Below are 17,059 nucleotides of genomic sequence, written 5' to 3'. Positions count from 1 at the left end.
GGGGGGTTTTATAATTTTTTTTAAAATATTCCCAAAATTCAATTTTTTTTTATTTTATCCGGCGCCCATTTTTTGTTTAACTTTTAACCCGGGGGGGGGGCCCGGCCCCCCCCCCCCGCCCCCCCACGGCCGTCTGGCGGAACGTTTCGGAACGTCAGGACTGCGTGAACCAGCCGAGCAGGTCGGTGATCACGTGGTTGCTGCCGCCCCAGCTGTTGGAGATGTTGATGCGGCCGTCCGCGACGGGCGTGGTGACGTGGTTCGGCACGGTGGCCCCGGGCCGGGTGTTGAGGCTGCTGGCCTCCGGCCGGATGCCGCCGTACGCGTACACCGTCAGGAAGCCGGGCGCGCTGGTGTCGGTCGCGGTGACGTTCACGACCGCCCCGGTGGCGTGTCCGGGGATGCCCGCGACCACGGTGGTGGCGCCGGGAGCGAGCTTGCCCGTCTCCCGGGTGTCGGCCAGCCGCTTCGGGACGGCCGGCTTGAACAGCGACGTGCCGCCCTTGCCGTAGTAGCCGACCGCGTCGACGACCAGGTCGGTCGAACCGGCGTGGTTGTAGAGGGTGATGGTGCCGTCCGGGCCCACCGGGACGATGGCCTGGTTGGACTTGTCACGGCCGGGCTCGGGGTTCAGGTTCGAGGTCGCGGTCCGCTGGGCGGGGTCCGGGTAGGCGATCACGTGCGTGGGCGCCGTGGTGCCGGTGCTCGTCAGGTTCAGCGCGACCGCGGCGGCGTCGGCGGGGATGCCGCCGACTCCCGCGACCTTCACGGTACGGGTCTGGCCGCCGCCCAGCGGGCCGCCGGCCGTGCGGGTGTCGGCGAGCCGGGCCGGGGCGACCGGGCTGAAGCGCTCACCGGAGTTCGGCTGGTAGTAGCCCACGAAGTCGACGACGAGCCCCGCGGTGCCGGCGTTGAGCTGGGCCATCACCTGGCCGTACTCGCCGACGGGCACGGTGACCGTGTTGGAGGCCGTGCCCCCCTTGACGACGTTGACGTTCGAGGTCGCCGGCCGCGGCTGACCGGCCGGCCAGACGCTGAGGTGGGTGTCGTTGCTCGCGTCGGTGACCGTCACGTTGAGGACCGCCGCGGCCATCCCGCCCGGCTGGACCCCGCCCGAGCCCTGGTAGTAGGCCGGCAGGGCCAGCTTGGCGGGTGTGCCGCCCTGGAGGGGCGCGTTGGTTGCACGGGTGTCCAGCACCCGCACGGGGCTGCGGGGCACGTACCCGGAGGCGGCGTAGTCGGTCCGCACGGTGTGGGTGGCGGTGGCCTTGGCGCCCTTGGCGTCGTGGAGGGTGATGGTCACCTTGTACTCGCCGGGCTGGGGGTAGACGTGCCGGAAGCGCTCCAGGCCGCTGCCGCTGCCCTTGGTGCCGTCACCGAAGTCCGCTTCCCAGCCCTGGACCGGCCACGGGGCCGTGACGGCCGCCGGCTCGAAGTCGACGCTCAGCGGGGCGACGTAGGTGCGCAGGTCGCCCGCGGCCGGCAGGACCTCGCGGCCGCTGAGGCCGGCGGTCAGCGGGACGTCGGGCGCGGTCGCCTTGGCCGCCTGCTCGGCGGAGACCTCCACGCCCACGCCGGTGACCGCCGTCACCTTGACCGTGCACGCGCACGGCGAGGCGTAGACGTGCGTGGCGCTGCGCTCCTTGGTGACGACCGGGGCGCTCCCGTCGCCGAAGTCGAAGCGGTACGTCAGGCCCGAGGGCCAGCGGCTGTCGGTGGTGGCCGTGGCCGTCACCGGGGTCCCGGTGGGCGCCCACGGCTGGTCGAGCTGCATCGAGACCTTGGTCAGGTAGTCCTGGGTCTCGCGGTGCCCGCGGTCGATGAAACCGCCGTCCTTGCCGGTGTTGGGGACCCGGGGGTCGTCCGCGGTCGGGTAGCCCCGCTCGTCGGAGGGCAGCACGCCGGGCGCCGTCGGGTCGCCGGAGTCGATGGCGGGAGAGCCGTCCACGCCGTCGACCACGCCCATCGCCGAGGGGACGAGGATGTCGTGCCCGCCCTGGCCGGTCGCGGCCGCGAAGTCGGCGGCGGTCTCGTAGGTACTACCGCCCCACCGGTAGGCCGTCAGCTGGCTCTGGGCGCCCTCGATCAGGAGGTTGTAGTCGGCGCGGGTGCCGGACGTGGCGCTCTGCGCCACCGAGATGCCCACGCGCTCGGGCGCCGGGCACGTGCCGCCGAACATCGGGCGGACCAGGTTGTTGAACACCGCGGACCCGGTGGAGGTGCCGGTGAGCGAGACGGCCGCTCCGCAGTCGAGGTGGAGCGTGTTGTTGGTGACGGCGGTGCCGGGCGCGTCCTGCGCCTCGACCGGCGCGTGCAGGGCGCCGTAGACCTCGCTGCGGCCGAGCACGGTGCGCTGCGCCCCGCCCTCGACCCGGACGCCGAACAGCTTGCCCCGGGTGAGCCGGACGTCCGCGCTCGCCTCGCCGATCACGACGGCGGGGCGGTCGAGGGCCGCGGCGTCAGCCGGGTTCACCTGGAGCCTGTCGAGCTCGATCCCGGTGGAACGGGTGACCTGGAGGCCCTTGTCGACCTTCAGCCCGCGGACCGCCACGTGCGAGGCGCCGTTGACGGTGAGGCTGCCGGCCAGCGTCGCCGAGGCCTCGAAGACGATCGGCCTGCCCGGCTCACCGGACCGGTCGAGGGTGAGGGACTCGGGGTAGGTGCCGGGCTGGATCCGCACGGTCTGGCCCGGCTGCGCGACCTTGGCCGCGGCCGAGATCGAGCAGTACGGGACGGCCTGCGAACCGGTCCCGGCGTCGGAGCAGCCGGACTCCGCCCGCTGGTTGACATAGAGGGTGTCCGGGGTGCCGGCCGCGGCGGCGGCCGGCATCCCGAGGAGAGTGACGAGACCTGTGGTCAGCAGGACCGTCGTACGAGTGGGACGCACCAGGAAGGTTCCTTCGGCTGGAGTGACGTGGAATCCCACGGGTGCGGTGCTTCACGACCGGTGCCCGGTCGGTTTCCCCCCAACAACCGTCGGGTGCACGCGGATCCGCGGAGACGATCACCATCATCCATTTTCGGACAGTCCCTGTCACCTTCAATCAGGAACCTTCCCGCGGGGGCTCAGACGTCGGCACCGGTCCCGGCCGAGGCCCTGGCGCGCTGCATCACGTACCCGGTGACCGCGAGGGCGAGGGTCAGGCCGCCGGTGAAGACCACCTGGACCCGGGTGTCGGGGTCCCACGCCATCAGCACCAGCACCCCGGCCACCCCGGCCAGCGCCACCCACGTCAGGTACGGGAAGCCCCACATCCGCACGACGAGCTTCTGCGGAGCCTCCCGCTCCAGGCGGCGGCGCAGGACGAACTGGGAGACCGCGATGAAGCCCCAGACCACGAGGATGACCCCGCCGACCATGTTCAGCAGCCAGGCGAAGAGGGTGTCCGGGTACCAGTAGGACAGCAGCACCGTGACGAACCCGAAGCCGCAGGAGGCCAGCACCGCGCGGCGCGGGACGCCGCCGGAGACCTTGCCCAGGGCCTTGGGGCCCTGGCCGCGGGCCACCAGCGAGTAGGCCATGCGCGAGGAGCCGTAGATGTTGGCGTTCATCGCCGACAGCAGCGCGATCAGGATGACCACGTTCATGACATGGCCGGCGCCGGGGATGCCCAGGTGGTCCAGGGCGGCGGCGTACGGGGCGGCGGCGACGCCCTCGGAGTCCCACGGGACGAGGGTGACGATGACCAGCATCGAGCCGACGTAGACGACGGCGATGCGCCACATCGTGGTGCGCACCGCCCTGGCGACGCCGCGGACCGGGTCGTCGGACTCGGCGGCCGCGATGGTCACCGTCTCCAGGCCGCCGTACGCGACGACGGAGGCGAGCAGGCCGACCAGCAGGCCGTCGACGCCGTTGGGCAGGAAGCCGCCGTCGTGCAGGAGGTTGGCGGTTCCCGGGGCGGCGGTGCCGGGCAGCAGGCCCAGGATCGCCAGCGTGCCCAGGACCAGGAACAGGCCGATCGCGGCGATCTTCAGCGCGGCGAACCAGAACTCGAACTCGCCGAAGTTGGAGACGGCGGCCAGGTTGGAGCCGCAGAAGACGGCCATGAAGAGCAGCACCCACAGCCAGCTCGGGGTGCCCGGGAACCAGCCGGTAATGATGGCCGCCGCGCCGATCGCCTCGATGGCGACACCGACGCACAGCAGGGTCCAGAACAGCCAGCCGGCGGTGAACCCGGCCCACGGGCCGACGGCCCGCTCGGCGTGCACGGAGAAGGAGCCGGAGGCGGGGTTGGCGGCGGACATCTCGCCGAGCATCCGCATCACGAACATCACGAGCAGCCCGGAGGCGGCGTACGCGAGCACGATCGACGGTCCGGCGGCCGCGATGCCGGCGCCGGAGCCCACGAAGAGGCCGGCGCCGATGACGCCGCCGAGGGCGATCATCGACAGGTGGCGCTGCTTCAGCCCGCCCGACAGCGGCGATCCGGCGGGGCTGCCGCCGGGGCCGGTGGGCGGTGCGGGTGGCGTGACGGTGGTCTGGCTCATTTCAGGTGTGCCTGTCCGGTGTGCGGGTGTGCGGGTGTGCGGAAGAAGGTGCCCCAGTCTGGCCTTCGTCCGCTGACCGGACAGGTCGCGTCCGGTATCCGGACATCCGCCTCACCGGACGTGATCACTCCGGTACGGCACGCCGGGGCGGGGAACGACGGAGCCCCCGCGCACCGCACGGGGGCTCCGCTCCTCCTCGGCCGGACATCGGCCGCAGATCAGTTCCTGCGGTCGCGCAGTTCGCGCAGCCCCGCCACCGCCAGGACCGCGACGGCCGCACCGGTCGACCACAGCAGCTGCGGGCGCGCGGCGTCGTCGAAGAGCATCAGCACCAGCACCGCCGCCATGCCGGCCAGCGCCGCCCACGTCAGGTACGGGAACGCCCACATCCGCAAGGTCAGCCGCTCCGGCATGTCCCGCTCGATACGGCGGCGCAGCCGCAGCTGCGAGACCGCGATCAGCGCCCACACGAACAGCAGCACCGCGCCGACCGCGTTGAGCATGTAGAGGAAGATCGTGTCGGGCCACAGCAGGTTCAGCACCACGGAGACGAACCCGAAGGTCACCGACGCGAACACCGCGCGCCGCGGCACCCCGCCGCCGGACACCTTCAGCAGCGCCTTGGGCGCCTCACCGCGCTCGGCCAGCGAGAACACCATCCGCGAGGAGCCGTACAGATTGGCGTTGAGCGCGGACAGCAGCGCCACGAACACCACCACGTTCATGATCTGCCCGGCCCCCGGGATCCCGATGGAGTCCAGGACGGCCACGTAGGGGCTCTGGCCCGGCGCCAGCGAGTCCCACGGCAGCAGCGTGACGATGACGAGCATCGAGCCGATGTAGAAGAAGAGGATGCGCCACACCGCGCTGCGCACCGCCCGCGCCACCGAGCGCGCCGGGTCCTCGGACTCGGCCGCCGCGATGGTGACGACCTCCAGGCCGCCGAACGCGAACACCACCGCGAGCACGCCGGAGATCACCCCGGCCCAGCCGCCCGGCAGGAAGCCGCCCTGCCCGGTCAGGTTCGTCAGCCCGACCGGGTCGGTGTCCGGCAGCAGGCCGAAGATCGCCAGCGTCGACAGGACCAGGAACAGCACGATCGCGCCGACCTTGAGCGCCGCGAACCAGAACTCGAACTCGCCGAAGTTCCGTACGGCGGCCAGGTTGCTGACGGTGAAGACCACCATGAAGATCAGCACCCAGCTCCACTGCGGTACGCCCGGCAGCCAGCCGTTCGCGATCTTCGCGGCGCCCGTCGCCTCCACGGCGAGGACGACGACCAGCAGGAACCAGTAGAGCCAGCCCGCCGAGAACCCGGCCCAGCGGCCCATGGCCCGCTCGGCGTGCACGGAGAAGGAACCGGAGGCGGGCATCGCGGCGGACATCTCGCCCAGCATCCGCATCACCAGCATCGCGAGGGCGCCCGCGAGCAGATAGGACACGATGATGCCCGGACCGGCGAGGGTGATACCGGCCCCGGAGCCGACGAAGAGACCGGCGCCGATGACGCCGCCGAGCCCCAGCATGGTCAGGTGGCGCTGCTTCAGACCGTGACCGAGGGGTTCCTCGGCGAGATCCGGCAGGGGTGCTTGTGACATCCCCACAGTGTCCCCGAGCCGGGAGCGGCCACGCAAAACGGACGGGGAGCAACCAAAAGGCATGGTGATACGCATCACTTCGGACGCTCCCGGCCCGTCGGGGGTCCGTCGGGGAAGCCGCTCTTTGTGCACTCCCCACCATGTTGCGGAGCGTGGCTTTGTGGTCGCGCGACGGTGAGGCCCGGGCGGCGGCGGGACTAACGTCACGGTGTCCCGTCCCGCCAGACCCCTCACCCTGGAGCCCCGATGAGCACCGCGTCCCTCTCCTCCGCCGCCACCGTCCGGCCCGGAGCCGTCCTCGCCGACCTGCTCCCGGCCAGCCGGGCCCGCGACATCGCGCTGGTCGTCGGCGGCGCCGCGCTCACCGGGCTCGCCGCGCAGATAGCCGTCCCCGTGCCCGGCTCCCCGGTGCCCGTCACCGGCCAGACGTTCGCCGCCCTGCTCGTCGGCACCGCCTTCGGCGCCCGCCTCGGCTTCCTCTCGCTCGCCCTGTACGCGGTGGCCGGGGCCGCCGGTGTGCCGTGGTTCGCGGGCGGCACCTCGGGCGCGTTCGGCGCGTCCTTCGGCTACGTGCTCGGCATGCTGCTGGCGGCCACCGTCGTCGGCGCCCTCGCGCGCCGCGGCGCCGACCGCTCGGTGGTGCGGACCGCCGCCACGATGGTCCTGGGCTCCGCGGTCATCTACGCGGTCGGCGTCCCGTACCTGATGGCGTCCACCGGCATGTCGCTGTCCGCCGCCGTGGCCGCGGGCCTGGTCCCGTTCCTGCTCGGCGACGCCCTCAAGGCCGCCCTCGCCATGGGCGCGCTGCCGGCCGCCTGGAAGCTGGCGGGCCGCCGCGGCTGAGCGCCGCCCCCGTCGTCACGCAGATACGCCGGAGCCCGGCCCGCTGTGCAGACAGCGGGCCGGGCTCCGGCGTACGTAGGGGGTACCCCTGCGGGACTAGGCGTCCACGGCGGCGCGCTTGCGGCGCCCGTCGACGATGAAGCCGGCGACCACGACGACGGCCGCGACCATCAGCGACAGCAGCACGACCTCGCGGTTGGCGTCGTCGAAGAGCATGTAGCCCAGCACGAAGGTGATCATCGCGGCGGTCGCCCACGTCAGGTACGGGAACAGCCACATCTTGACCGTCAGCTTCTCCGGCGCCTCGCGGAGCAGGATCCCGCGCATCTTCAGCTGGGTCAGGCAGATGACCAGCCAGACGAAGAGCGCGATGGCACCCGAGGAGTTCAGGAGGAAGGTGAAGACCGTGTCCTTGAAGGCGTAGTTGAAGTAGACGGCGACGAAGCCGAACACCGTGGAGCCCAGGATCGCGGCGACCGGCACACCGTTCTTGTTGACCTTGGCGAACGCCTTCGGCGCGTCGCCGCGCTCACCGAGCGAGAAGGCCATACGGGAAGCGGTGTACAGACCCGAGTTCAGGCAGGACAGCACGGCGGTCAGGACGATGACCTCCATGATCGTGCCCGCGTTCGCGATGCCGATCGAGTCCAGGGCGGCGACGTAGGAGCCCTTCTCGACGATCGAGGGGTCGTTCCACGGCAGCAGCGTCAGGACGACGAAGATCGAGCCGAGGTAGAAGACCGCGATGCGCCAGATGACCGAGTTGGTGGCCTTGGTGACCGCGCGGCGCGGGTCCTCGGACTCACCGGCGGCCAGCGTGACGATCTCGCTGCCCATGAAGGAGAAGACGACCATCAGCACACCGGTGAGGATGGCGCCGTACCCGTTGGGGAAGAAGCCGCCGGTGTCGGTCAGGTGCGCGAAGCCGGCACCCGGGTTGTCGGAGCCCGGCAGGACGCCGAAGACGGCCAGCATGCCGATGACCACGAACGCGCCGATGGCGACGACCTTGATGCCCGCGAACCAGAACTCGAACTCGCCGTAGGAGGCGACCGAGCCCAGGTTGGTGACGGTCAGGACCGCCATCACGATGAGCGCCCAGGCCCACTGCGGGACGGCCGGGATCCAGCCTTCGAGGATGGCGGCGCCGGCGGTGGCCTCGACGGCCAGCACGACGACCCAGAAGAACCAGTACAGCCAGCCGATCGAGAAGCCGGCCCAGCGGCCGAGCGCGCGGTCGGCGTACGCCGAGAAGGAGCCCGAGTTGGGGCTGGCGGCGGCCATCTCGCCGAGCATCCGCATGACGAAGACGACCATCGCGCCGACGAGCAGATAGGAGATCAGGATGGCGGGGCCGGCCTTGGCGATACCGCCGCCGGAGCCGACGAACAGACCGGCGCCGATGACACCGCCGATGGCGATCATGGAAAGGTGGCGGTTCTTGAGACCGGCCTTCAGACCGTCGGAAGACTGAGGGGTGCCGGGTTCGCCGGACGGTCCGCCTGCCTTCTGAAGGGTCGTCGTGGAGCTCATGGACGGATCCTTAGGTTCTCGGGTTGCGAGCCCCGGAAGTAAAACCCGGGATGAACGGAAGACGGAAGACCCGAATCCGGATCGTTGCCGGAGGACGAAGGTCCGGGACCTTCGTCCCACCTGCCACCACCCCCGTCCCATCTGGGTAGTTTGGGATTACTTGAGCTTTCGGAGTGACGTACGCGACACTTTTCCCGCGGCCGCCCGGAGCGCCCCCGCATGCGCTCCGGCGGGGTGTCCCGTGCCACACTCGTGCCATGCGCGTGTACCTCGGATCCGACCATGCCGGCTTTGAGCTCAAGAACCACCTGGTGGACTGGCTCAAGAACAACGGCCACGAGCCCGTCGACTGCGGGCCCCACATCTACGACGCCGTCGACGACTACCCGCCGTTCTGCCTGCGCGCCGCGGAGAAGACCGCCGCGGACGCCGACAGCCTCGGCATCGTGATCGGCGGCTCCGGCAACGGCGAGCAGATCGCCGCCAACAAGGTCAAGGGCGTCCGCGCCATCCTGGCCTGGAGCGTCGAGACCGCGAAGCTCGGCCGCGAGCACAACAACGCCAACGTGATCTCCGTCGGCGGCCGGATGCACACCCAGGACGAGGCCACCAGCTTCATCGAGGCCTTCCTGGCGACCCCGTACTCCGGCGAGGAGCGCCACACCCGCCGCATCGAGATGCTCTCGGCGTACGAGACCACCGGCGAGCTGCCCGCGATCCCGGCCCACCACCCGCAGGACCAGTAGCCCCCTCCGTGCCGCCGGGACCCTGACGGGGGCCCGGCGGCACGGCGTTTCCCGCCCCCGGCGGCGGGGACGCCCCGTCCCCAGGCCCAGGACCGCAGGAGAACACCGTGCCCGAGGGGCATACGATCCACCGCCTCGCCCAGGACCACGCCGAGCGCTTCGCCGCCCGCCCGGTCCGCGTCAGCAGCCCCCAGGGCCGCTTCGCCGAGAGCGCCGCCCTCCTCGACGGCCGCGAGCTCGACGTCGCCGAGGCCCACGGCAAGCACCTGTTCCTGGGCCTGGGCGAGGACTGGATCCACATCCACCTCGGTCTCTTCGGCAAGTACGGCTTCGGCCCCGTACCGGCGCCGCCCGCCACGGACACCGTCCGGCTGCGGCTGCGGAACGACACGCACTACGCCGACCTGCGCGGCCCGACCACCTGCGCCCTGATCACCGGCGCCGAGAAGAAGGCGATACACGACCGGCTCGGCCCCGACCCGCTGCGCGCCGGCGACGACCCGGACCGGGCCTGGGCGCGGATCTCCCGCTCCCGCACCACCATCGCCGCGCTGCTCATGGACCAGAAGATCGTCGCGGGCGTCGGCAACGTCTACCGCGCCGAGGTCCTCTTCCGGCACGGCATCGACCCCTACCGGGCGGGCAAGGACGTCACCCGCGCCGAGTGGGACGCGATGTGGCGGGACCTGGTGGACCTGATGCGCGAGGGCGTGCGAAACAACCGCATCGACACCGTCCGCCCCGAACACACCCCCGAGGCGATGGGCCGCCCGCCGCGCGTGGACGACCACGGCGGCGAGGTGTACGTGTACCGCCGCGCCACCATGGCGTGCCACATCTGCGCCGGCGAGATCCGCACCGCCGACCTCGCCGCCCGCAACCTGTTCTGGTGCCCCGCCTGCCAGCCGCGCTGACGGGCGGGGTCACAGCACTACCGGGTCACAGCACTACCGGTCACAGCACTAGAAGCCGTGCGGCAGCCACGGGGCCACCTCGCCGGCGAAGGCCCGCGACGCCGCCGCCAGGGCGCCCGGGCGCAGCTCCGTCACCCGGCCCGCCGCCGCCAGCGAGGTCAGCGTCACGCCGCCCAGGTACGCCGAGCCCAGCTCGCGCACGGACAGGGCGAGGTCCGGCGCCCGCTCCGTACGGACGCACGAGGCGCCCTCCGCGTCACCCACCAGGTGCCAGCGCCCCTCGTTCCACGGACCGAACGCGTCGGCCACCTCCAGGACCACGTCCACCGGAGCCCCGTACGTCCGCGCCGTCAGCGCCGCCGGCAGGTCCACCAGCCGCACGTACAGCGAGTCCCGTGTCCGCGCCTGCGCCCGCCGTATGTCGGTCACCAGGTGCAGCACCGGGTCGTCCACGGGCCGCCGGTACGCCCGAACGCTCCACGTCAGGTCGATGTCGAAGACGTACCGCCACAGCGCCGCGTACGCCGCCGGATCCAGCGCCTCCAGGTCCTGCACCTCGACGGACCCCGCCGAGCCCGCCGCCTCCCAGTCCGCCCGGACCCGGTAGCGGACGTACCCGCGCACCGCGCCGTCCTCGCCCTCCGCCAGCACGCACTGCAGCGGGGAGGCGCCGTCCCGGTTCCCCGGCGGGTCCAGCAGCGCCTGCCGCTCCCAGCCCGGCTGCCGCGCCGGCATCCCCGGCCGCGCCGGCACCAGCTCGGCGTACACCTTCTCGCACGCGGCCAGCGCCCGCTCCGGATCCGACATCCGCAGCCGCACCCCGTCCGTCCCCGCCGGCACCGCCAGCCGGACCCGCGTGGTGTCGATGTCCACCGACAGCGCGTACGTCGCCGTGCCGTACCCGAAGCGCCCGTAGATCGCCGGGTCCGAGGCCGTCAGCACCGCGATCGGCTCGCCACCCGCCCGGACGTCGTCCAGCTGACGCCGCATCAGCGAGGTCAGCACCCCGCGGCGGCGGTGGGTGGGGGAGACCCCCACCATGGTCACGCCCGCCGCCGGCACCAGCGCACCGCCCGGCACCGAGAGGCGGAAGCTGAACGCCGAGGCCGAGCCGACGCAGTCCTCCCCGTCCCAGACCGCCAGGGAACGCTCCGCCTCGGTCAGCGACCGGTACAGCTCCCGCTCCTCCGAGGTGTCCGCCACCCCGCCGAACGCCAGTTCCAGGTGGGTGTACCAGACATCCCACTCATCCGGCTGCAATACGCGCGTCTCCATCGCCATAAGACCATCCCTACCAGGGCATTCCGTCCCGGTCGACCCAATTTCGGGCCTCTGGTCGGGGGGTACCCCTGCGCGTCCACAGCCAGGATGGATAGGGTCCCGAAGCAATGGCCGGAGCTCGGACGGAGACCTTCACGGCCCGGATGCGCAAGACGTCGCACCGGGCCCGCACCGCCCTGCGCAAATCCGCCGTCGACTACTTCCGCGGCGACGCCTCCGACTGGCTCGCCTTCGCCGGACTGCTCCTGACCGTCCCGGCCATCACCTGGGGCACCCTGCTGTTCCCGGTCTGGTGCTCCCCGTCCGCCCTCGTCCTGCCCATCGTCGCCGGCGGCCTGCTGCTGCGCCCGGCCAGCCTGCTGGCGCTGTACGCCACCGCCGCGTCCGCGCTGATCGTCGAGGCCCTCGTCCTCGGCCCGTACACGGAAGGCCCGGCCCGGGTCACCCCCGGTACCGTCCTGGTCGTCGCCGCCTGCGGGTTCTTCGGACTGGTCATCGCCCAGTTCCGCAGCCGCGTCGGCGTGCCCTGGCGGCGCGGCGGCACCATGCTCTTCGACCTGCGCGAACGCATCCGCGTCCAGAGCAAGCTGCCCGCCCTGCCCGGCGGCTGGCACCGCGAGATGGCCCTGCGTCCGGCCGGCGGCCAGTCCTTCTCCGGCGACTTCGTCGTCGCCGCCCGCACCAACGGCGGCCGGACCCTGGAGGTCGTCCTGACCGACGTCTCCGGCAAGGGCATGGACGCGGGCTCGCGCGCCCTGCTGCTCTCCGGCGCCTTCGGCGGCCTCCTCGGCTCCCTCCCGCCGCACGACTTCCTGCCCGCCGCCAACGGCTACCTGCTCCGCCAGGACTGGGACGAGGGCTTCGCGACCTCCGTCCACCTCGTCCTGGACCTGGAGACCGGGGACTTCGAACTCCTCTCCGCCGGCCACCTGCCCGCCCTCCAGCTCTCCGCGGGCTCCGGCCGCTGGCAGGAGAAGGCGGGCGAGGGCCCGCTCCTCGGCGTCTACGACGGCGCGGAATTCACCCCCGCCCGCGGCAACCTCCGCCGGGGCGACGTCCTCATGCTCTTCACCGACGGCCTCGTCGAGACCGCCGACCGCGACATCAGCGAGGGCATCGACCGCCTCACCGGCGAGGCCGACCGCTACGTCGCCGCCGGCTGGGAGGGCGCGGCCTGGCACCTGATCGAGAAGGTCGCCAAGGACGTCAACGACGACCGCGCGCTGCTGCTCATCCGCCGCTCGCCGTGACCGGAGTGGTCTGTGTGACCGGTGTGGTCGGGTTTCCCCTACTCCCGACCGACCGGCTCGCGCCATGGCCGCGCCCACGGCCCCCTCATAGCGTCTGACGTATCACTTCGAACGATACGGAAGGCGGCACCCATGGCACTGCGGCGGACCGGCCCCGGACGGCCCGAGACGGCGCTCCACGACCCGGCGCGCGAGGAGACGGCGTACGCCCCCGCGCCCGCCGTGGAGCTGCGCGGCGTACGGCGGGAGTACGGCCGCGGCCCCGCCACCGTGCACGCCCTGCGCGCCGTCGACCTGACCCTGCCGCGCGGCACCTTCACCGCCGTCACGGGACCCTCCGGCTCCGGCAAGTCGACGCTCCTGCGGTGCGCGGCCGGCCTGGACCGGCCCACCGCCGGCTCCGTCCGGCTCGGCGGCACCGAGATCACCGGCATGGCCGAGAACGAGCTCGCCGAGCTGCGCCGCGGCCGCCTCGGCTTCGTCTTCCAGGCCTTCAACCTGCTGCCCTCGCTGACCGTCGAGCAGAACGTGCTGCTGCCGATGCGGCTGGCCGGCCTCCTCGAGGACCGCGGCCGCGCCGCACGGCTGCTCACCCAGGTCGGCCTCGACGGCGCCGGCGGGCGCCGCCCCGCAGACCTCTCCGCCGGCCGGCAGCAGCGGGCCGCCCTCGCCCGGGCCCTGGCCACCCGCCCCGATGTGATCTTCGCCGACGAACCCACCGGCGCCCTGGACACCACCTCGGCCGCCGGGGTCCTGGCGCTGCTGCGGGCCGCCGTGGACTCCCTCGGCGTCACCCTCGTCATGGTCACCCGCGACCCGGTCGCGGCCTCCCACGCCGACGAGGTCCTCCTCCTGGCCGACGGGCGGACGACGGCCCGGCCGCCCCGCGGCACCCCGGCCGCCGCCTGACCCGGGCCGCCGACGAGGCCCGGCCGGGGCGTCCGGAGGATCAGCGCACCGGCGCCTTCCACGGCCCGAGCCCCAGCCGCCCCGTGGTGCCCAGGTCCACCGGCCGCGTCAGCGCGAGCGTCTGGCGGGGCGCGCCCGGGCGCGGCTGGACGTCGATGTGCCAGCCGTCCACGGCGGGCGTGGACACGTCGGTGACGAGGTTGCGCCACAGCAGCCCGAACGACGCCGTCTGACCGGGCCGCAGCGTCACCTGCTGCGGCGCCTGGTCGAAACTGTCCACGGTGGACACCCCGTTGGACCCGTGGCCCACGTCCACCCGCACCGGTTCCTTCTTCTTGTCCAGCAGCCGGATGTCCGGGAAGCCGTTCAGCACGTACGGCTCCGTCCCGCAGTTGGTCAGGTCCACGCTCTCCACGCGCAGCCCCATCGCCGCGTCCCCGCCGCCCTCGCTCAGCCGCACCCCGTCCGCGGGACAGGCCCCCTGCGCGGGCGCGCCGGACGCTCCCGGCGTCCCGCCGGCCACACCGGCCGAGGCCTGGGGCAGCCCCCTCAGGTCCGCCGGCGGTGCGGCCGTCGGCCCCGCCGCCCGCTCCGGAGCCGGCGCCGCCTCGCACCCGGCGAGCACCCCCGCGACGGCCACGGCACCGACGGCCCCGGCGATCCCGCGTATCCACCGATTCATGATCATCCACCGACTCTACGCGGCCGTCCGGGCCACCCGCCCGTGATTGGCCCGGTACCGGCCCCGCGGCCCGGCCTAGCGTGACGCCCATGCACCCCGCCCTCGCCACCGACCTCGACCGGCTGCCCGCGCTCCTGGCGCGTACGCTCCGGCAGGCCACCGACGCGCTGGCCACCCTCGACGCGCGCCCCGTCGTACCGCCCGCCGCCCCGGGCCCCGGCCCCGCCCCCGACCCCGAGCAGGAGACCGCGCTGGGCACGGGCATCGGCCTGGACCGCGCCCTGGACGAGTTCGCCCGCCGCTGGGCGCCCCGCTTCTCGGCCTCCGCCGGTCCCCGCTACCTCGGCTTCGTCACCGGCGGCGCCACCCCCGCCGCCCTCGCCGGGGACTGGCTGACCGCCGTGCACGACCAGAACTCCAACTCCGCCCTCGACGGCGCCGGCCAGGACCTCGAACGCGAGACCGTCGCCGCCCTCCGCGACCTGTTCGGGCTCACCGCCGCCCACACCGGCACCTTCGTCAGCGGCGCCACCATGTCCAACACCACCGGCCTCGCCGTCGCCCGCGAATGGCTCGGCGAACGCCTCGGCGTCCGCCCCTCCGAGGACGGGGCGGCCGCCCTCGGCCCCGTCCGCGTGCTGTCCGGCGCCCCGCACTCCTCCATCGCCAAGGCCCTGTCCGTCCTCGGCCTCGGCCGGCGCGCCCTCGTCACCGTCCCCACCCTCCCCGGCCGCGAGGCCGTCGACCCGGCCGCCCTCGACCGCGCGCTGGCCGACACGCCCGGCCCGGCGGTCGTCGTCGCCAACGCCGGCACCGTCAACACCGTCGACTTCGACGACCTCCGCGCCGTCGCGGCCCTGCGCGAACGCCATGACTTCTGGCTCCACACCGACGCCGCCTTCGGCGCCTTCGCCGCCCTCTCCCCGGAGCACGCCCATCTCACCGCCGGACTCGACGCCTCCGACTCCGTCTGCGTCGACCTGCACAAATGGCTCAACGTGCCCTACGACAGCGCCGTGCAGTTCACCCGCCGCCAGGACCTCCAGGCCCGCGTCTTCGCCAATGCCGCCGCCTACCTCGGCCCCCTGGGCGAGCGCCCCGACCTGGTCCACCTCACTCCCGAGAACTCCCATCGGCTGCGCGCCCTCGCCGCCTGGTTCACCCTGCGGGCGTACGGCCGCGACGGGCACCGCGAGATCGTCGAGCGCGACATCGCCTGCGCCCGCGCGCTCGGCGACGCCCTCGCCGCCGACCCCGCCTTCCGGCTGCTTGCCCCGGTCCGCCTGAACGTCGTCTGCTTCACCCTGGCCGACGCCCCGACCGCCGAGCGCCTGACCGCCCTGCGGGAGGCGGCGGCCGCCGAGGTTTTCGTCACCCCGACGGTCCTGGCGGGAACCCCGGCCCTGCGCGCCGCGTTCTCCAACTGGCGCACCACCCCCGCGGATGTCCACCGGGCCGCCGAGGCCCTCCGTACGGCGGCAAGGGAGACCGGATGACAGGGACGGCACGGCACCCGCACGACCTCACCCTCGCCGAGGTGGAGGCCCTGGCGCGCGCTGCGCACGAGGGCCAGACGGACAAGGCGGGCCGTCCGTACGCCGAGCACCTCGCCGCCGTCGCCGAGGGCGTACGCGCCCGCGGCGGCACCCCGGAGCAGCAGGCCGCCGCCTGGCTCCACGACGCGGTGGAAGACGACGCGCTGAGCCGCGCCTGGCTGGATTCCGCCGCCCTGCCGCAGTCCGTCAAGGACATGGTCCTCGCCGTCACCAAGCGCCCCGGCGAACCGGTCGAGGAGTACGCGGCCCGCATCCTGGCCACCCCCGGCGCCCTGCTGATCAAGGAGTCCGACCTCGCGCACAACGCGGATCCGGCCCGCCTGGCCGTCCTCGACGCCCCGACCCGTGACCGCCTGACCGCGAAGTACGCCCGGGTCCGCGCCCTGCTGGGCCTGTGACATCTCAGTAAAACAGGCACAGTTGGCAGGAAACGGCGCCACGGGACGGGTAGCGGGGGCCTGTTGGTGGCACGATGGTCCATATGGGGGTGCGCCGGCCGTGCCCCGGGCCGACCAGGGGACGACCGAAGGTGTGATCAGTAGTGGCCATTTCGCTGTCAGTGGTGGTTCTGTTGGCGATCATCCTGGTGGTGCTGATCCGCGGCAACCACCTCAAGGCCGGCCCGGCCATCGTCGCCGTCCTCTTCGGTTTCTTCCTGGCGTCGAGCTCCATCGCCCCGGACGTGAACCGTTTCCTCAACTCCCTGGCGGACACGATCGCGGGCATCAAGATCTGACCCTCACGGGCCCCGGGAACGCGTCAGGGCCAGGCGGAGGAAAAATCCTCTGACCTGGCCCTGAGCCGTTGAGAGCGGGCGACGGGAATCGAACCCGCGTAGCTAGTTTGGAAGACTAGGGCTCTACCATTGAGCTACGCCCGCAAGGCTTGCGCCGCAGGTCGGAAGGACCGCGGCACAGGGAGCATCCTAGCGGGTGGGGCCGGGGGAGTGCACACCCCATTCGGGCCGCGCGTCCCTGCCGTCGCCGCCCCGCCGTCCCGGATGCGAAAACAGCGGGCGTCGGACCGTCTCCGGCCATGTACCCTACGTGTCGCACCGACGGGGTGTGGCGCAGCTTGGTAGCGCGTCCGCTTTGGGAGCGGAAGGTCGTCGGTTCGAATCCGGCCACCCCGACCAGCATCACCTCTCCATCCGCACCGCCACCCGCGAAGATCGCGTTGTGGGCTGCTTCCCGCTTGCGGTTACTATGCAAGCTGCGTGCCCGTGTGTCTGATGTACCGGGCCCGATCCGCTGAAC

At 72.7% G+C, this 17,059-nt stretch carries 14 protein-coding genes and 2 tRNA genes; 9 read left to right on the top strand and 7 right to left on the bottom strand.

The window, feature by feature from the left end; all coding sequences use genetic code 11:
- Positions 1 to 154: 154 nt before the first annotated feature.
- The 3 genes from ACZ6KO_RS11690 to ACZ6KO_RS11680 form a co-directional block, all read right to left on the bottom strand.
- The gene (locus tag ACZ6KO_RS11690; protein WP_469303181.1) at positions 155 to 2,887 is read right to left on the bottom strand and encodes a PKD domain-containing protein; all 2,733 of its coding nucleotides are present in this window, start codon (positions 2,885 to 2,887) and stop codon (positions 155 to 157) included.
- Between the two features lie 179 nt (positions 2,888 to 3,066).
- Positions 3,067 to 4,491: an amino acid permease gene (locus ACZ6KO_RS11685; protein WP_469303179.1), complete on the bottom strand. Its 1,425-nt coding sequence runs from the start codon at positions 4,489 to 4,491 to the stop codon at positions 3,067 to 3,069.
- Between the two features lie 218 nt (positions 4,492 to 4,709).
- Positions 4,710 to 6,089: an amino acid permease gene (locus ACZ6KO_RS11680; RefSeq protein WP_469303176.1), complete on the bottom strand. Its 1,380-nt coding sequence runs from the start codon at positions 6,087 to 6,089 to the stop codon at positions 4,710 to 4,712.
- Between the two features lie 246 nt (positions 6,090 to 6,335).
- Here ACZ6KO_RS11680 and ACZ6KO_RS11675 point away from each other — a divergent pair, with 246 nt between their 5' ends.
- Positions 6,336 to 6,932, top strand: a complete 597-nt coding sequence (locus ACZ6KO_RS11675) for a biotin transporter BioY (RefSeq protein WP_469303174.1) — start codon at positions 6,336 to 6,338, stop codon at positions 6,930 to 6,932.
- A 96-nt stretch (positions 6,933 to 7,028) separates the two neighbouring features.
- Here the strand turns inward: ACZ6KO_RS11675 and ACZ6KO_RS11670 are convergent, their stop codons facing one another.
- Complete coding sequence (locus tag ACZ6KO_RS11670; RefSeq protein WP_469303173.1) at positions 7,029 to 8,465, bottom strand: amino acid permease; 1,437 nt, start codon at positions 8,463 to 8,465, stop codon at positions 7,029 to 7,031.
- Positions 8,466 to 8,722: 257 nt separating this feature from the next.
- On the opposite strand from ACZ6KO_RS11670, the gene ACZ6KO_RS11665 reads away from it, so the two are divergent.
- Positions 8,723 to 9,211, top strand: coding sequence for a ribose-5-phosphate isomerase (locus ACZ6KO_RS11665; RefSeq protein WP_469303170.1), 489 nt, complete (start codon positions 8,723 to 8,725; stop codon positions 9,209 to 9,211).
- Between the two features lie 107 nt (positions 9,212 to 9,318).
- A complete protein-coding gene (locus ACZ6KO_RS11660) occupies positions 9,319 to 10,125 on the top strand; it encodes an Fpg/Nei family DNA glycosylase (RefSeq protein ID WP_469303168.1) in 807 nt (268 codons plus the stop codon).
- Between the two features lie 48 nt (positions 10,126 to 10,173).
- On the opposite strand, the gene ACZ6KO_RS11655 is transcribed toward ACZ6KO_RS11660, so the two are convergent.
- Complete coding sequence (locus tag ACZ6KO_RS11655; RefSeq protein WP_469303165.1) at positions 10,174 to 11,406, bottom strand: GNAT family N-acetyltransferase; 1,233 nt, start codon at positions 11,404 to 11,406, stop codon at positions 10,174 to 10,176.
- Between the two features lie 107 nt (positions 11,407 to 11,513).
- Here ACZ6KO_RS11655 and ACZ6KO_RS11650 point away from each other — a divergent pair, with 107 nt between their 5' ends.
- Both ACZ6KO_RS11650 and ACZ6KO_RS11645 read left to right on the top strand, forming a co-directional pair.
- On the top strand, positions 11,514 to 12,656 hold the full coding sequence (locus tag ACZ6KO_RS11650; RefSeq protein ID WP_469303161.1) for a PP2C family protein-serine/threonine phosphatase: 1,143 nt from the start codon (positions 11,514 to 11,516) through the stop codon (positions 12,654 to 12,656).
- Positions 12,657 to 12,788: 132 nt separating this feature from the next.
- Entirely contained in the window at positions 12,789 to 13,565 is a 777-nt protein-coding gene (locus tag ACZ6KO_RS11645; protein WP_469303158.1) for an ABC transporter ATP-binding protein, read from the top strand.
- Positions 13,566 to 13,605: 40 nt separating this feature from the next.
- On the opposite strand, the gene ACZ6KO_RS11640 is transcribed toward ACZ6KO_RS11645, so the two are convergent.
- On the bottom strand, positions 13,606 to 14,253 hold the full coding sequence (locus tag ACZ6KO_RS11640; protein WP_469303155.1) for a DUF4232 domain-containing protein: 648 nt from the start codon (positions 14,251 to 14,253) through the stop codon (positions 13,606 to 13,608).
- 83 nt (positions 14,254 to 14,336) lie between these two features.
- Here ACZ6KO_RS11640 and ACZ6KO_RS11635 point away from each other — a divergent pair, with 83 nt between their 5' ends.
- From ACZ6KO_RS11635 to ACZ6KO_RS11625, 3 genes are all read left to right on the top strand, one after another.
- Positions 14,337 to 15,743 (top strand): pyridoxal phosphate-dependent decarboxylase family protein, encoded by a 1,407-nt coding sequence (locus ACZ6KO_RS11635; protein ID WP_469303153.1) that lies wholly within the window; start codon positions 14,337 to 14,339, stop codon positions 15,741 to 15,743.
- Positions 15,740 to 16,201, top strand: a complete 462-nt coding sequence (locus ACZ6KO_RS11630; RefSeq protein ID WP_469303150.1) for an HD domain-containing protein — start codon at positions 15,740 to 15,742, stop codon at positions 16,199 to 16,201. Before ACZ6KO_RS11635 ends, ACZ6KO_RS11630 begins: the two co-directional genes overlap by 4 nt.
- 143 nt (positions 16,202 to 16,344) lie before the next feature.
- Positions 16,345 to 16,539 carry a hypothetical protein gene (locus tag ACZ6KO_RS11625; RefSeq protein ID WP_401448484.1) on the top strand — a complete coding sequence of 65 codons (195 nt, stop codon included), beginning with the start codon at positions 16,345 to 16,347 and terminating at the stop codon, positions 16,537 to 16,539.
- Between the two features lie 73 nt (positions 16,540 to 16,612).
- Here the strand turns inward: ACZ6KO_RS11625 and ACZ6KO_RS11620 are convergent.
- Positions 16,613 to 16,683: transfer RNA gene (locus ACZ6KO_RS11620), tRNA-Gly, on the bottom strand.
- A gap of 178 nt (positions 16,684 to 16,861) precedes the next feature.
- On the opposite strand from ACZ6KO_RS11620, the gene ACZ6KO_RS11615 reads away from it, so the two are divergent.
- A tRNA-Pro gene (locus ACZ6KO_RS11615) sits at positions 16,862 to 16,938 on the top strand.
- The last annotated feature ends 121 nt before the right edge of the window (positions 16,939 to 17,059 follow it).

This window comes from Streptomyces sp. NPDC042102 (assembly GCF_055582305.1).
The sequence above is the reverse complement of the archived record's forward strand: the minus strand, read 5'-3'. Positions and strand labels throughout refer to the sequence as shown.

Bases quoted from the DNA above. Each gene is read 5' to 3' on its own strand.
- ACZ6KO_RS11680 (WP_469303176.1), bottom strand. From the start codon at position 6,089: ATGTCACAAGCACCCCTGCCGGATCTCGCCGAGGAACCCCTCGGTCAC.
- ACZ6KO_RS11650 (WP_469303161.1), top strand. From the start codon at position 11,514: ATGGCCGGAGCTCGGACGGAGACCTTCACGGCCCGGATGCGCAAGACG.
- ACZ6KO_RS11630 (WP_469303150.1), top strand. From the start codon at position 15,740: ATGACAGGGACGGCACGGCACCCGCACGACCTCACCCTCGCCGAGGTG.
- ACZ6KO_RS11675 (WP_469303174.1), top strand. From the start codon at position 6,336: ATGAGCACCGCGTCCCTCTCCTCCGCCGCCACCGTCCGGCCCGGAGCC.
- ACZ6KO_RS11635 (WP_469303153.1), top strand. From the start codon at position 14,337: ATGCACCCCGCCCTCGCCACCGACCTCGACCGGCTGCCCGCGCTCCTG.
- ACZ6KO_RS11670 (WP_469303173.1), bottom strand. From the start codon at position 8,465: ATGAGCTCCACGACGACCCTTCAGAAGGCAGGCGGACCGTCCGGCGAA.
- ACZ6KO_RS11665 (WP_469303170.1), top strand. From the start codon at position 8,723: ATGCGCGTGTACCTCGGATCCGACCATGCCGGCTTTGAGCTCAAGAAC.
- ACZ6KO_RS11655 (WP_469303165.1), bottom strand. From the start codon at position 11,406: ATGGCGATGGAGACGCGCGTATTGCAGCCGGATGAGTGGGATGTCTGG.
- ACZ6KO_RS11685 (WP_469303179.1), bottom strand. From the start codon at position 4,491: ATGAGCCAGACCACCGTCACGCCACCCGCACCGCCCACCGGCCCCGGC.
- ACZ6KO_RS11640 (WP_469303155.1), bottom strand. From the start codon at position 14,253: ATGATCATGAATCGGTGGATACGCGGGATCGCCGGGGCCGTCGGTGCC.
- ACZ6KO_RS11645 (WP_469303158.1), top strand. From the start codon at position 12,789: ATGGCACTGCGGCGGACCGGCCCCGGACGGCCCGAGACGGCGCTCCAC.